The organism is Thermodesulfatator indicus DSM 15286, from assembly GCF_000217795.1.
Classification (GTDB): Bacteria; Desulfobacterota; Thermodesulfobacteria; order Thermodesulfobacteriales; family Thermodesulfatatoraceae; genus Thermodesulfatator; species Thermodesulfatator indicus.
On record NC_015681.1, the window covers coordinates 1,443,837 to 1,458,585 of the forward strand.

11 protein-coding genes are annotated in these 14,749 nt (G+C 40.6%); all 11 read left to right on the forward strand.

Translation table 11 applies throughout. The features are described 5' to 3' along the window. Positions 1-2 precede the first annotated feature (2 nt). The 11 genes from truA to THEIN_RS07045 all read left to right on the forward strand — a co-directional run bounded on the left by truA (position 3) and on the right by THEIN_RS07045 (position 14,733). Complete coding sequence (gene truA, locus THEIN_RS06995) at positions 3-803, forward strand: tRNA pseudouridine(38-40) synthase TruA (RefSeq protein WP_013907984.1); 801 nt, start codon at positions 3-5, stop codon at positions 801-803. Beyond that, entirely contained in the window at positions 766-1,968 is a 1,203-nt protein-coding gene (locus THEIN_RS07000; RefSeq protein WP_013907985.1) for a pyridoxal phosphate-dependent aminotransferase, read from the forward strand. Before truA ends, THEIN_RS07000 begins: the two co-directional genes overlap by 38 nt. A gap of 81 nt (positions 1,969-2,049) precedes the next feature. Continuing rightward, entirely contained in the window at positions 2,050-4,059 is a 2,010-nt protein-coding gene (locus tag THEIN_RS07005; protein ID WP_169311159.1) for a TonB-dependent receptor, read from the forward strand. Between the two features lie 17 nt (positions 4,060-4,076). Continuing rightward, the gene (locus tag THEIN_RS07010; RefSeq protein WP_013907987.1) at positions 4,077-4,658 is read left to right on the forward strand and encodes a YfiR/HmsC family protein; all 582 of its coding nucleotides are present in this window, start codon (positions 4,077-4,079) and stop codon (positions 4,656-4,658) included. A 73-nt stretch (positions 4,659-4,731) separates the two neighbouring features. Then, complete coding sequence (locus THEIN_RS11665) at positions 4,732-6,510, forward strand: response regulator (RefSeq protein ID WP_169311160.1); 1,779 nt, start codon at positions 4,732-4,734, stop codon at positions 6,508-6,510. Between the two features lie 65 nt (positions 6,511-6,575). After that, entirely contained in the window at positions 6,576-9,428 is a 2,853-nt protein-coding gene (ileS, locus tag THEIN_RS07020) for an isoleucine--tRNA ligase (RefSeq protein WP_013907989.1), read from the forward strand. Continuing rightward, on the forward strand, positions 9,395-9,862 hold the full coding sequence (gene lspA, locus THEIN_RS07025; RefSeq protein ID WP_013907990.1) for a signal peptidase II: 468 nt from the start codon (positions 9,395-9,397) through the stop codon (positions 9,860-9,862). The genes ileS and lspA overlap by 34 nt, the downstream gene beginning before the upstream one ends. A gap of 36 nt (positions 9,863-9,898) precedes the next feature. Further along, on the forward strand, positions 9,899-11,761 hold the full coding sequence (locus THEIN_RS07030) for a hypothetical protein (RefSeq protein ID WP_013907991.1): 1,863 nt from the start codon (positions 9,899-9,901) through the stop codon (positions 11,759-11,761). A 92-nt stretch (positions 11,762-11,853) separates the two neighbouring features. Then, a complete protein-coding gene (gene groES / locus THEIN_RS07035; RefSeq protein WP_013907992.1) occupies positions 11,854-12,144 on the forward strand; it encodes a co-chaperone GroES in 291 nt (96 codons plus the stop codon). 45 nt (positions 12,145-12,189) lie between these two features. Beyond that, complete coding sequence (gene groL / locus THEIN_RS07040; protein ID WP_013907993.1) at positions 12,190-13,806, forward strand: chaperonin GroEL; 1,617 nt, start codon at positions 12,190-12,192, stop codon at positions 13,804-13,806. 372 nt (positions 13,807-14,178) lie between these two features. Beyond that, positions 14,179-14,733 carry a hypothetical protein gene (locus tag THEIN_RS07045; protein ID WP_013907994.1) on the forward strand — a complete coding sequence of 185 codons (555 nt, stop codon included), beginning with the start codon at positions 14,179-14,181 and terminating at the stop codon, positions 14,731-14,733. The last annotated feature ends 16 nt before the right edge of the window (positions 14,734-14,749 follow it).

Below are 14,749 nucleotides of genomic sequence, written 5' to 3' on the forward strand. Positions count from 1 at the left end.
CCATGCGGAACATAAAACTCACTATCTCTTATGATGGTACCAATTATCTCGGCTGGCAAAAACAAAAGGTAGGCCCTACCATCCAGGGGGTCCTTGAAGACACCCTTAAGAGACTACTTGGCCATAAAATTAAACTCAGGGCCGCTGGACGCACAGATGCCGGGGTCCATGCTCTGGGGCAGGTGGCCAATTTTCTTACTACCAACAAAATGGCCCTAGAAGATATGCATCGGGCGCTAAATGCCCTTCTTCCCAGGGACATATCCATAGTTAAGGTAGAGGAAGTGCCCATCAAGTTTAATGCCCAGTATGATGCCAGGTACAAGACTTATTTTTACCAGATTTATAATCATCCCATTCGCAATCCCATCGTCAGGCTTTATTCCTGGTGGGTGCCGCAAAAGCTTGATATAGAAGCCATGAAGGCCTGCGTGCCGCTTTTTGTTGGGCAAAAAGATTTTGCCAGTTTTAAGAAAGCCGGGACGGAAACCAAGACCACGGTGCGCACCGTCCTTTCCGCGGAACTCAAACGGGTGCCAGGAGTGGCTGGCATGCTTCGTTTTGAGATTTCGGGAAGGGGTTTTTTGCGCTATATGGTAAGAAATATCGTAGGGGCTCTAGTGGAAGTAGGCCTGGGTAAGCTAACCTATGAAGAACTCGCCAGTATTTTGGAAGCCAAGGATAGGTCCCTTGCGCCACCACCTGCGCCACCACAAGGCCTATTTCTTAAGGAAGTAATTTACAAAGATAAAAGGAGGGCTTCTCGTGAAAGAAAAACTAGCCACCAGGGTCAAACAACTTAAACCTTCGGCTACGCTGGCGGTAAACGCCAAGGCCAAAGCTCTAAAAGCCAAAGGTATAGACATTATCAACCTTTCGGCCGGTGAACCCGACTTTGATACGCCTGAACACATAAAAAAGGCCGCCATTAAGGCCATAGAAGAAGGGTTTACCCGCTATACGCCGGTGGCCGGCATTCCCGAACTTCGGGAAGCCATCGTTAACCAAATAGCCAAAGATTACGGCCTAACTTACGTGCCTGACGAGGTGGTGGTGACCTGTGGGGCCAAACAGGCTTTATTTAATCTGGCTCAGGCCCTTTTTGAGCCCGGAGACGAAGTGCTAATCCTTGCTCCTTACTGGGTATCTTATCCGCCTATAGTTGAACTGGCCGGAGCCACACCGGTAATTGTTTCTTCTAGCAAAGAGAACAACTTTGAGCCCCAAACAGAAGATATCGCCAAGGCCATAACCGAAAAGACCAAAGGTATCATCTTAAATAGCCCTTCAAACCCTACCGGGCAGATTTATAGCCGCGGCTTTCTGGAAGAACTGGCCCAAATTTGTCAGGAAAAGGGCCTTGTAATTATTTCCGATGACATTTATGACAAACTCCGCTTTGATGGCCAGGGGCCAGAAAACATTCTCACGGTGGCGCCTGATTTGCGGGAGCAGACGGTCATGGTAAACGGTGTTTCAAAAACTTACGCTATGACTGGATGGCGTATAGGCTGGGCCGTGGGGCCTCAGGATATTATCAAGGCGGTGTCAAAGATTCAGGGTCAAAGCACTTCAAACGCTACATCCGTGGCCCAAAAGGCGGCTTTAGAAGCGCTCACCGGGCCGCAAGATTGTGTATCGGAAATGTGTAATTCTTTTAAGCGGCGGGCCAAACTTCTATACGACGAAATCAATAAAATTCCCGGCCTGAGTTTGCCTGAGCCCAAAGGCACCTTCTATGCTTTCGTTGATTTTTCAAACTATTACGGTAAGAAAGCCCCCTCGGGCCTGGAGATAAAAGATTCTCTTAGTATTTGTGAATATCTTTTGGAAGAGGCAAAAGTGGCTACGGTGCCAGGGGTGGCCTTTGGTGACGACCGCTTTTTAAGGATTTCTTTTGCCAGCGCCGATGAGGATATTAAGCAGGGGATATCCCGGATTGCTGACGCGTTAGGAAAACTTGCTTAATCATTACTTTCAATGGGATAGGTGCTTAGCTTTTTGATGCGATTGGGAAAGTTATTGATTAAAAGTCTGTTCATATTTTTGTTGTTCTTTTTTTTTACTATATCTGCCACTTGGGCTAGCGATAAAACCGACGACCTTGAAAACTTTCTTAAAAAGGCTACCAGTACCGCCTTTGAGTTAGGCCTAAATATAGATGATTACCCTTCCTCTTTCACTGTTTTTGACCGTCAATTAATAGAACGTACCGGAGCAACCACTATTGCTGAACTATTACGATTTGTCCCGGGAATAGAAGTAATTCGAGAAAACAATGGTTCTTTTCATCTGATTATTAGAGGAAATTATTCAGACCGTAGGGTCTTGATACTCTGGGATGGCCAGCCGCTAAATGTGCTTCATACTAGAAGAGCTCTATTTTTTATAGGAGCTTTGCCCGTAGATATCCTTGAAAGAATTGAGATTTCAAGAGGTCCTTCTTCAGCTGTTTATGGTTCCTATGCTGTAGGAGGAGTTATTAATTTAATACCAAGAAAATGGAACAATGGTGGAGAAATAGGCGGAGCTATAGGAAGTTTTAAAAGTAAACGAGGCTTCGCTTCAGCTGGTTTTATAAAAAACGGCTTTGATTTTCAAATAAGTGTAGGAGCAAGTGATAGTGAAGGAGATAAGTTTGTCGTAAAAGATGTAATTGGTATTCCAGGTGAGGTAAATACCGCTCAAGGAACTAACTGGCAGGAGTTTCGTATTAGAAAAGATAACTTTACTTTCAAATTTTTTCGATTCTTTGTTGATTTGACTCACTATTACGGCATAACAGATCGTCTGGCACGTTCGGATAATCCAGAAACTCAGGCCGAACAAATTGGAGGTCAATTTGCCTACAATTTAGATTTAATATCAGGCATAAATACTTCCTTTTATCTTAACTGGAGGGAAAATAATATAGATTACGGCAAATATTATATATTTCATCAATTCCCTCCTGAAACCATCATAAATATACCAGCTAGTGATCAGCCTACTCTTGCCACTGAAAAGATAAAATTACAAGAATTTACCTTGGGAACCAAGTTCCATTATAGCTACCATAAACACCATTTAACCTGGGGATTAGAAACCCTAAAGAACAGTATTCGTTCAGTTGAATTTTACGCCAATAGAAGTGTGCCAGATCTAACCCCTCTAGGAGAACTTGTACGGCAAAAAGATCCTTGGCCTCATGTCTCTGAAAAAATGTGGGCTATTTATTTTCAAGATCGCTGGGAAATATCTCCTAAAAACGAACTAAATTTAGGCCTTCGTTATGATAAATATAGTGGTTTTAAAGGGCAATGGAGCCCTCGTTTAGTGCTAATTCATCGTTTTTCAGAACGTTTTTTAACCAAGTTGATATATGGCCATGGTTTTCGAGTCCCTGACTTAGATGCTTTATATAATAACCACTACCCTCTGGTTTCAGGGAACCCAAATCTCAAGCCCGAAAAGCTGGATTCCCTTGAAACGGTATTTATTTGGAAACCTACCCAAAGACAAAGGATTAGTTTTAGTTGCTACCGTATGTGGTTAAGAGATGTTTTGGGACGACGAGCTCCGACAAATTTGCCAGGCTGGCATTTTCGGCAAGGAGGTGACGAAAATGTTTTGGGGACAGAGATTACCTATCGTTACCAGGGTATAAACTGGGATATCTATCTTTATGGTAGTTATCAGTGGGGAGAAAATGAGTTTGACGAGCCTAGACCTTATGTAGCTAATGTATTGGCAGGAGGAATCCTTTCATACTCCTTTAGTTTTTTGCCTTTAGAAGTAAATCTGGGTATAAATTACGTAGGTCCCAGATGGCGGGACAAACACAATCCCGTTGATCCAGAAGCTTCTTCTTTTGTTCCAGATCTTCGTCCTAAACTAAAAGGATATACTAACGTCAATCTTAAACTGATTTATAAACTTTCTTCTCGAGTAACTATTTGGACAGGTGGAACTAATATTTTGAATGCTGATATTCGCTATCCTTCAAGTTATGGTGCTATTCCTGATGATTACCGTGAAGCAGGACGATATATGGAAGCAGGTATAAAAATTAATTTTTAAGAAATCTAGGATAATACGTGGGCGGGCGATTTTTTTTATTTATAGTAGTAGTTATACTGATAGTTGGCGCAAAAAACTTGTCAGCAAGTTCTCTGATTACTATAGAATCCCAAAAGGCTCGTTTGACTTTAATTCTTTTAACTAAACTTATAAAGTTAGAAAAAAATTTAAAAAATAAAAATAGAATTAAAATTTTGGTTTTTTTGCCACAAAATCAAAGTGCTTTTCAAGATCAAAATATTGTTAACGAAGCTGTTAAAAATTTTTTGCGAGAAAATAAGCACATTTTTGAACCAATCTACGTCAGTTCAGTTAATAAAGCAAAAGAAATTATTCAAGAAAAACATATTGATGTAGTTTATATTGCTGGACTAGACAAAAGTATCAAAGATCTTATAGATTTAGCTAATAAAAAGGGAATTTTAACTATCTCTCATATTATAGAATTAGTCCCTAAGGGAGTTGCTATCTCACTTGATCTGGAAAGAAGAAAGGCATGTATTTTAGCTAATGCTAAGACTTGGAAAGAATTAAAGCTTAAATTCCCTCCACAAGTTTTAAGTAAAATAACCTTTACTTTTGAATATGATGGTCTGTAAAAAGAATCCTCCTTCTTTGAAGATAGTCTTTATATTTGTCCTGTTTGTATCTTTATCTATTATTTTTGGAACAATGTTTTGGGGGATTTATAAGCTCAAACAACAGTTAATGAAAGAAAGGCAGGATACTATCAGATTGATTTTAAGACATACTGCTCAAATTATTACTCCTCCGTTAAAGTATAAAGTTAAAAGTGAAATAGAAAGGATACTTCAAGATTTAGTAAGATTTGAGTTTATAAAAGGAGCTAAAGTTGTCTGGGAGGAGCCAACAGTATATAAAGAACTTGGAGAATTAGATGCAGTAATTAAAAAGAAAGAACCTCATAAAATTAAAAAATTTACAATAATAAGAGGAGATATGGATGGCAAAATAATATCGTATCAGTTTGAAGATAGAAGTGGAATGAAAGCTACTTTAGAAGTGGCTATTAATGATAGATTATATCAAAAAATAATAAAAAATATAGTGGTTAATTTTGCTATTATCGGTTTGTTTTCGACTGTTCTATTATGTGTAGTTATTTATTTCTACTATTATTATATTGTTGCCTCTATACTGAGGTTAGTGGAGCATATTAGAAAAATTAGGACAGAAGAAACTCTAAAGCCCGTTGTTTTAGAGAAGGGGCCAAAGGAAATAATTGAATTAGTACAGGTATTTAATGAGCTTATTGAAAACATTAATAAATATAGGAATCATTTAGAAAAAATTTTAGAACAATGGAAAAGCGAGGCAGTAAAAGCTAAAAGTGCTAGTCAGGCTAAAACTAAATTTTTGGCAAATGTTTCTCATGAGATTAGAACTCCTATGACAGCGGCTATGGGTATGCTTGAAATGTTAAAAGAGGAAAGTTCTTTGGCCGATAAAGAGAAGCTTAGACATCTAGAAGTTGCGCTTAAAAGTCTAGGTGCTCTTATTGAGGAAACTTTAGATTTTGCCAAACTCGAGGAAGGTAAAGAGGAAATCAAAGAAGAAACATTTAATATTACTGAACTAGGAAAAGAAATACACGAATTATTTGAAATAGAGGCCCAAAAAAAGAATCTGGTTTTTGAGGTTTTTATTTCTCTCGATATTCCTAAAGAATTAAGAGGAGATATTTCTAAAATTAGGCAAATAATAATAAATCTTATCTCCAATGCCATTAAATTTACTGATAAAGGGAAAATTACCCTTCGGATTTTTCCTGAAAAAGTTGGAGAAAAATTTATCTGGTTGCATTTTGAAGTTAAAGATACTGGTTGTGGTATACCTCCTTCAGAACTTGAAAAGATTTTTAATCCTTATGAAAGGTTAGAAGATTTATATAATAAACCTTATCCAGGAACAGGGTTGGGGTTGGCTATATCAAAGAGGTTGGCCGAGCTTCTTGGCGGTAAGCTATGGGCAGAGAGTGAGGGGCTTGGTAGGGGGGCTATATTCCACCTTTTGATTCCTTTAAAAAGGGCTGAAAGTGATTCCCCTATACAAAAAACTCCTCCCAAAAAACTTAAAGGAAAAGTACTTCTTGCTGAAGATAACCCCGTGAACCAGCTATATTTTAAGCGAGTATTAGAAAAGCTAGGGCTTAATGTAGAAGTCGCTTCAGATGGCCTGGAAGCCCTTAACGTCATTAATGAGAAGCATTTCGACCTTATCATTCTTGATATTCGTATGCCCGGGTTAAGTGGGCTTGAAATTGTTAAACGAATACGCAAGAAAGGTATTTCTATTCCTATTATAGCCCTTACGGCTCATAGCGTCAGTGAAATAGAAAAAGAAGCCTTAGCCTCTGGTTTTGACGATTTTTTGCAAAAACCTATTTCCCGCGAGGAACTTGCTCAAAAATTGGCCAAATGGTTATCTTAACCCTTGTCACTTTGGCTTAAGCTTTCTACTATGCGTAACAGCACAAGATTAAAAAGGGGTGGCTTATGAACGAAAAAGTAGAATGGAAAGATACTCTTAATCTTCCTCGTACTGACTTTCCGATGAAGGCCAATTTAACCAAAAAAGAACCAGAATTTCTTAAATGGTGGGACGAGATAAATCTTTTTAAAAAATTATTAACCTATCGGCAGGGTGCACCTCTTTATGTCCTTCACGATGGCCCGCCTTATGCTAATGGCCATATTCATATGGGTACAGCCCTAAACAAGGTCTTAAAAGATATAATCGTCAAATCCAGGCACAAAGCAGGTTTTAATAGTCCTTACGTGCCTGGATGGGACTGCCATGGTCTTCCCATTGAACTAAATGTAGAAAAAGAACTCAAAGTGAAACGGGGAGAGCTACCTAAACTCACTATCCGCAAACGCTGTCGGGAATACGCCGAGCGCTGGATAGCTATACAGCGCGAAGAATTCAAACGCCTTGGCGTTATTGGAGACTGGGAAAACCCCTATCTTACCATGAGCTATGATTACGAGGCCACTATTGCCCGGGAATTCGTAAATTTTTTGGCCCAAGGCTCAGTTTATCGCCGCAAAAAGCCGGTTTTCTGGTGCCCGCATTGCGTAACGGCTTTGGCAGAAGCTGAAGTAGAATACGAGCCCCATCGCTCACCTTCTATTTATGTGAAATTTCCTCTGGCTGAAGACGCCTATGAAGTCTTACCTGATGAGTTAAAAAAAGAAAGGGTCTTTATTGTTATCTGGACCACTACACCCTGGACTCTTCCTGCTAACCTGGCCATTGCCTTGAATCCTGAGTTCAAATATGTGGCGGTAAAACTTAATGAAGAAGTTCTTATCTTGGCTGAGGGTAGGCTTTCTGCCCTGGCCGCTGAATTGGACCTTGAAAAGGTGCCACCTATTCTTGCTTATGTTGACCCTAAGGCCTTGGAGAAGAAGCATGCCAAACATCCCTTTTTGCCGCGCGAGTCTCTCTTGGTTCTTGCCGATTATGTAACCCTTGAAGCGGGAACCGGTTGTGTCCATAGTGCTCCGGGCCACGGTGAAGAAGACTACGAAACTGCTCTTAAGTATGGCCTGGATATCTACGCCCCGGTAAGCCCTGAGGGCTTTTTTGACGAAGACATCCCTGAAGTTGGCGGTAAGCACATCTTTAAAGCCAATGACGAGATAATAGAAATTCTCAAAAGAGAAGGAAAGCTTTTGAAAGCAGGCGAAATAGAACACAGTTACCCCCACTGCTGGCGTTGTAAGAAGCCTGTTATTTACCGGGCTACGGAACAGTGGTTTATCTCTATGGAAGCTAATAATCTGCGCCAAAGGGCCCTTGAATGGATTGAAAAAGTGCGCTGGATCCCTCACTGGGGGAAAAATCGTATTAAAAGTATGATTGAAAAGCGGCCTGACTGGTGTCTCTCCCGCCAGCGTTCCTGGGGGGTACCTTTAACAGTCTTTATCTGTAATAAATGCGGAGAATTTTTACGGGATAAAAAATACTACGAAAAAGTCCTGGCCCTTTTTGAAGAAAATGGCGCGGACGTATGGTTTGAAAAAGAAGTATCTGAGCTTCTCCCCGAAGGAGCTGTTTGTCCTAAATGTGGTAGTAAGGATTTTCGTAAAGAGGAAGATATCCTTGATGTGTGGTTTGATTCCGGGGTCTCTTTTGCTGCGGTCCTTGAAAGACGAGAAGAACTTAAATTTCCTGCAAACTTATATTTGGAGGGTACTGACCAACATCGTGGTTGGTTTCATAGCTCTCTTCTTTGTGCTGTAGGCACGCGAGGTCGTGCTCCTTATGAAGGGGTTTTGACTCACGGGTTTGTGGTTGATGGCCAGGGAAGAAAAATGTCTAAGTCCCTTGGCAATGTCATTCCTCCTGAAAAAATAATAAAACGCTACGGAGCAGAGATTTTACGGCTCTGGGTAGCGGCGGAAGATTATCGCGACGATATTCGCCTTTCAGACGAAATACTAAATCGATTGACCGAGGCTTATCGTAAAATTCGCAATACCTGCCGTTTTATGCTTGGCAACCTCTTTGATTTTGACCCTGAAAAAGACTTGATACCTTTAGAGGAGCTTCCAGACTTTGAGCGTTATATTCTATTCCGTCTTTCAAAGCTGATTTCTCGTTGTCTCAAGGCTTACGATGATTACGAATTTCACATTGTAACCCACGGAATTCACCAGTTTTGTGCGGTGGATTTGTCGGCCATCTTTATAGATATAAGCCGGGATACCCTTTATTGCGAAAGCCCTGGGGCACCTTCTCGTCGGGCGGTACAAACTGTGCTTTATCATGCGCTATCAGCTATTACGAGGCTTATGGCTCCCATCCTTTCTTTTACGGCCGAAGAAATCTGGCGCTATATTCCTGGCCAGAATAAAGAAGAAAGTGTTCATTTGGCTTCTTTTCCTGAGCCCTTTGTTACCAAGCTTGACGATGATTTTCTCAAAAAATGGGAAAAACTTATGGATATTCGTAGTGAAATAACTAAAGCTTTGGAAATTGTCCGTAAGGAACGAAAAATAATCGGTAATTCTCTTGAAGCCGAGGTAATATTGTCTGCCGAGCAAAAAGAACTTCTTAACTTTTTAGAAGAAAATAGAGAAATGCTTGCTTATTTAGCCATTGTATCTAAGCTACAGGTGGCTGCTAAACTAGAACCCAAAGAAGACGAAGTCTTTTATCAGGGTGAAGAAATGCCAGAACTTAAAGTTTTGGTAAAACGAGCTCCTGGTGAGAAGTGTGAACGTTGCTGGAAGTGGAGTGAAGAGGTCGGTCAAAACGAAAAGGGACTTAAAGTCTGCCCGCGTTGTTATAAAGTGCTTGAGGAGTCATGGAAAGATTTTCTCAAAAATATTTTTTCATAACCGCCCTGGCCGTAGCCATTGTTGACCAGGCTACAAAAATATTTTTTCAAAAATTACTGGCCCCGGGAGAGATAAAAATAATAATCCCGGGGTTTTTCAACCTAGTCCATGTGTGGAATCCCGGAGTTGCTTTTGGTTTTTTCGGTAATTCTCCCCACTGGGCCAGATATTTACTGATGGGTATAAATCTTGTAGCGGCTACCGGTCTTTATTGGTTGGCCAGAAATAAAGCCAGATCCATGCAAATTTTTTGTGGGCTGGTAGCGGGAGGGGCTATTGGCAATTTTATTGACCGTTTTTACCACAGCCGGGTATTCGATTTTCTTGACTTTCATATAGGCCCATATCACTGGCCGGCTTTCAACCTGGCAGACACATCTATAACTTTAGGAGTTCTGGGCCTTATCTTTATCTTTTCAAAAGAAGGAAATTAAATTCAAGGTTTAGGGCCGACTTTCGATCAGAAATACATGAGACTTAGGCTTAAATTTTTTCCAGAAATTCAAGAGAGTTTTTATGCTCTTTCTCTTGAAGAAATAAAGAGCAATGTCAAAAGAATATTCAAGAATGCTTTCTTGAAAGAAAGCAATGAACTAGAAATAGGTTTAGAAGAGCTTAATCGGGCTGAAAAATTTTTTTCGTCTCTACAAAAGCTTTTAAACTCAGACAAGCCTTTACCAGTTTCTTTGGTCCCTCTCGAAAAAAAAGGCCTTTTTAGGCCAGGAAAGATTTATCTTTTACCAAAGGCGGCCCAGGAATTACGTTCCAAGATAAAAGATTGGCCATATCCAGCGGCTCTTATACCTTGGCAAAAGTTTTATGAACTGGAAATTCCTTCCACTAAAGACCCTACGTCAGAGTTCCCATTAAAAGATCTGCTTTTACTTGGGCCTTTAACGCCTTGTCCTATTTGTGGTTTGAGGTGGCATAAGCCTGCGAAATGTCCTGGGATAAAAGGGAATTTTTTTGAATTTGTAAGTTCTATGTTGAAAAAGACTCCCCATGGAATGCTTTCTTATTTTCAAAAAACTTTTACTGCAGATTCTTCCAAGAAAACTAATAATTTCTGGAGTAAACGATTTTTTTATCTTCGGCCAGGAATACTTCAAAATATTTTCAGTACCAACCCAGAAACGTGGGAAAAATTACCGCGAAAGACACAACCTAATCGTGGAGGTAAACTCTTTTTAGCTCTTGAAGCCCTTTATCACGGAAACCTTGAAGAGAGTAAAAGACGTTTTAATGGCATAAACAATAACGAACTATTTGCCCGGATTGGGCTCATTTTTGTAGCTGTTCTTGAGGGAGATCTGGCTGAAACCCTTTTTAATATCGAAAAAGCCAAGGCTTTGGCTTCATCTCCTTTTCTTAAAGCCTATCTTTCCTTTTGGAGAGGTTGGTTATGTGAAATTGAAAATAAACAATTTGATGCTGAAGAACATTACAAAGAAGCCTTAAAACGAGATCGTACTTTCTGGCCGGCTAAATATCATCTGGCGCGAATTTATATCAAAATCGCACCTAATAAGGCTAAAAACTTAGTTCAGACTTTGACTTCTGTTCCCGAAGCCATTCCCCTTTTGTTGAGCGAGGGCTTATTTATCCCCTTTGCCCAGGAACTTGAAAAAGAAATAGAGGCCTATTTTGAAGAAAGACAAAAAGAAGCTGTCATAAAGCTAACCCAAGCTGAAAATGCTTTAAGACCTCTTACCAAAACTCTACCAGAAGAAGATAAAGGGGCCTTTCAGGAAAGAATTTCCGAATTAAGGGAAAAGATTTATAACGGCGGATTCTCAGACCTCCTTTTCGCTGAGCAGAAAGCTCTGGAATTAAGCTTAGAATTGCAGGGCTATCTTTTCCGAAAGGTTAAAAAATTTCGTGAAAAATATAAAGAACTCAAAAGACAATATGAAACATACGAATTGTATTGGCAAAATTACCCTTATCGTCAAAATGCTAACGATTTTTACCAATTGCTGCGTAGTATTCAAATAGAATTAAAGACATTAAATTCTCTTTTTGAAGGGGATGCCTCTAAACGTTTAAAACAAATCCGAAATAAAAGCCAAGAAATAGAAAAACTTTTAAATTCTTTGGAAGAGAAAAAGCAAGAGCTTGAACAAAGACGCAAGTTTTTGAGACAACTAAATTCTTTTATCAAAACATTTGTGATTCTAGAAAGCCTTCTCTTCGGATTTTTCGTAATTATACCTTTTATGGAGCATTTCTTTCACATAGAGAGACCGCCTATTTTTTCCATGGAAGCCTTTTTACTCTTTTCTTTCATGATATTTTTTTTCTCCCTTTTTTATGCTTTGAGTCAAAAAAATTAAAACTTTACCCCTTGCCAAGCCAATCTGGGTGATTATATTAGCAGCCAGCAAAGGTGAGTGCTAATAAAAATCCCAAAGGAGGGGGTATGAAGATGAAAGTAAAACCGCTTCATGATCGCATTCTTGTCCAGCGCATTGAGGAGGAAGAGCGCACTAAAAGTGGCATCATTATCCCTGATACCGCTAAAGAAAAGCCTATCATGGGTAAAGTTATTGCTGTTGGCGATGGTCGTATTCTTGAAAATGGTCAGAAGTTGCCTCTCAGTGTAAAAGAAGGCGATCGCATTCTTTTCGGCAAATATGCCGGCACAGAAGTTAAGATTGAAGGTGAAGAATATCTTATTATGCGCGAAGATGATGTTCTTGCCATTATTGAAGACTAATTAAATTCCCCAAAACAAAAAAATTGAAAAAAGGAGGTTGGGAATATGGCGGCAAAAGAAATTCTTTACGGCCAGAAAGCTAGAGAAGCTCTGCTCTCTGGTGTAAATAAACTTGCTGATGCGGTAAAGGTAACTCTTGGTCCTAAGGGCCGTAACGTAGTATTGGAGAAGGCCTTTGGTTCTCCTACCATTACCAAAGACGGTGTCACTGTAGCCAAAGAGATTGAGCTTGAATGCAAGTTCGAAAACATGGGTGCTCAGATGGTCAAAGAGGTAGCTTCTAAGACCAGCGATGTAGCTGGTGACGGAACCACTACGGCTACCATTTTGGCCCAGAGCATCTTCCGTGAGGGTACCAAGCTGGTTACCGCTGGTATCAACCCCATGGCCCTTAAGCGTGGTATTGATAAAGCGGTTGATGTAGTGGTAAAAGAGCTCGAAAAAATTGCTAAGCCCTGCAAGACTCGTCAGGAAATTGCTCAGGTAGCTACTATCTCTGCTAACAATGATCCTGAGATCGGAAACATCATCGCCGACGCCATGGATAAAGTCGGCAAAGAAGGTGTTATCACCGTTGAAGAGTCCAAGAGCCTTGATACCTATCTTGAAGTAGTGGAAGGTATGCAGTTTGATCGTGGTTACATTTCTCCTTATTTCGTAACTGATCCTGACAAGATGGAATGCGTTCTTGAGGACGCTTACATCCTGATTTATGACAAAAAGATCAGCTCCATGAAGGATCTTCTGCCCATTCTGGAACAGGTAGTGCGTTCCGGTAAGCCTCTTCTCGTCATTGCTGAGGACGTAGAAGGTGAAGCTCTAGCTACTCTCGTGGTCAACAAAATCCGTGGAGTACTTCAGTGCTGCGCGGTTAAAGCTCCTGGGTTTGGTGAACGCCGTAAGGCCATGCTTGAGGATATCGCTATCTTGACCGGTGGCCAGGTAATTTCTGAAGAGCTTGGCTTCAAGCTTGAAAATGCTACTCTTGACCAGCTTGGTCGGGCTCGTCGCATAATTGTTGATAAAGAGCACACCACCATTGTAGATGGTGCTGGCTCTAAAGAGGCTATTGAGGCTCGCGTGAAGCAGATTCGTGCTCAGATTGAAGAAACCACCTCTGACTATGACCGTGAAAAGCTACAGGAGCGTTTGGCTAAGCTCGTAGGTGGTGTAGCGGTTATCTACGTTGGTGCCGCTACTGAAACCGAAATGAAAGAAAAGAAAGCTCGCGTGGAAGATGCCTTAAACGCTACCAAAGCGGCGGTAGAAGAGGGTATTGTCCCTGGTGGTGGAACGGCTTTTATCCGCTGCATCCCGGCCCTTGATAACGTGGAGGCCGACGGAGATGAAAAGCATGGTGTGGCCATTATTCGCCGTGCTTTAGAAGAACCTCTTCGTCAGATTGCCTATAACGCCGGCTTTGAAGGTTCTATTATCGTAGAAAAAGTTAAATCTGAAAGTGGAGCGGTAGGTTTTGACGCGGCTACCGGTGAATTTAAAGACCTTATGGAAGCCGGTATCATCGATCCTAAGAAGGTAAGCCGTACGGCTCTTCAGAATGCGGCATCTATCTCTGGTCTCTTGTTAACTACTGAGGCCATGGTAGCCGAAAAACCCAAAGAGGAAAAAGGCGGAAACACCCCGCCAACTCCTGAGTTCTAAAATAGATTTTAAAAAGATTATAAAAAGGCGGCCCAAAGGCCGCCTTTTTTATTTTTGGAAGCTTGCTATTTAGACATTTCTGATTGTTTCGACAAATTTTTCCGCTGGTTATCGAAAGTTTATAGTTTAGACAGCTCCTGATTCTTCTTTCTATAGCTCCACAGCTACAGCTCCTGTCCTTTGTTCTAATAGTTTTGGCAAATCCTACAAATTGTAACAAATTACAAATTGTAGGGACAGGCGAATCAAAATTTGCCTGTCCCTTTCTGCCTGCGTGTTAACAAGAATTTTAGACGAGTCGTCATTTCGATTTCTATTATGGCATGATCTTTGCTTCTAAATACGTTGAAAAAAAAGACAAGGAGGTTAGTTATGAAAAAGATATACTTCATAACTTTGTTGATGTTTTTGATGCTAACTACTTCAGCCTTAGCTCAAACTGCGAGAAATAGGGGATGGTGTGGAGGATGTGCCGGCCTTTTTGCGGATATGATATGTAGTGGAACGCCGGTTACGATTTCTGGACAGGTAGTTGGTGTGTCTCCAGGGCGAGGTTACATAGTTAATGTTAATGGTGAAAATGTCATTGTAAGTGGCATGGGGCCGGTATGGTATTGGAGACGATTAGGGGTTCCAAGACCAAGAGTAGGGGACATAATTACCGTTGATGGGTATCAGGTGACTTTAAAAAGTGGGGAGACAGTTATTTTTGCCATAAATGTAACTACTTACGATGGTATGACAATCCAATTGCGAGATCCTAATACGTGTTGTCCTCTTTGGTTCAGAAAGAATTTTAGAAACTTCAGAAATTTCAGAAGAAATAATCTTCCTCTGAGACAAAGATATTATAATCCTTACAATCCTTACAATAATCAACCTAATTTCAATCAAAGATGTACGCCGTATCCATATAATCAACCTTAAAAATCGGGCCTTGGTT

Coding starts and splice junctions, on each gene's coding strand:
- THEIN_RS07030 (WP_013907991.1), top strand. CDS start 9,899: ATGAGACTTAGGCTTAAATTTTTTCCAGAAATTCAAGAGAGTTTTTAT.
- groES (WP_013907992.1), top strand. CDS start 11,854: ATGAAAGTAAAACCGCTTCATGATCGCATTCTTGTCCAGCGCATTGAG.
- truA (WP_013907984.1), top strand. CDS start 3: ATGCGGAACATAAAACTCACTATCTCTTATGATGGTACCAATTATCTC.
- ileS (WP_013907989.1), top strand. CDS start 6,576: ATGAACGAAAAAGTAGAATGGAAAGATACTCTTAATCTTCCTCGTACT.
- THEIN_RS11665 (WP_169311160.1), top strand. CDS start 4,732: ATGTTTTGGGGGATTTATAAGCTCAAACAACAGTTAATGAAAGAAAGG.
- lspA (WP_013907990.1), top strand. CDS start 9,395: ATGGAAAGATTTTCTCAAAAATATTTTTTCATAACCGCCCTGGCCGTA.
- THEIN_RS07045 (WP_013907994.1), top strand. CDS start 14,179: ATGAAAAAGATATACTTCATAACTTTGTTGATGTTTTTGATGCTAACT.
- groL (WP_013907993.1), top strand. CDS start 12,190: ATGGCGGCAAAAGAAATTCTTTACGGCCAGAAAGCTAGAGAAGCTCTG.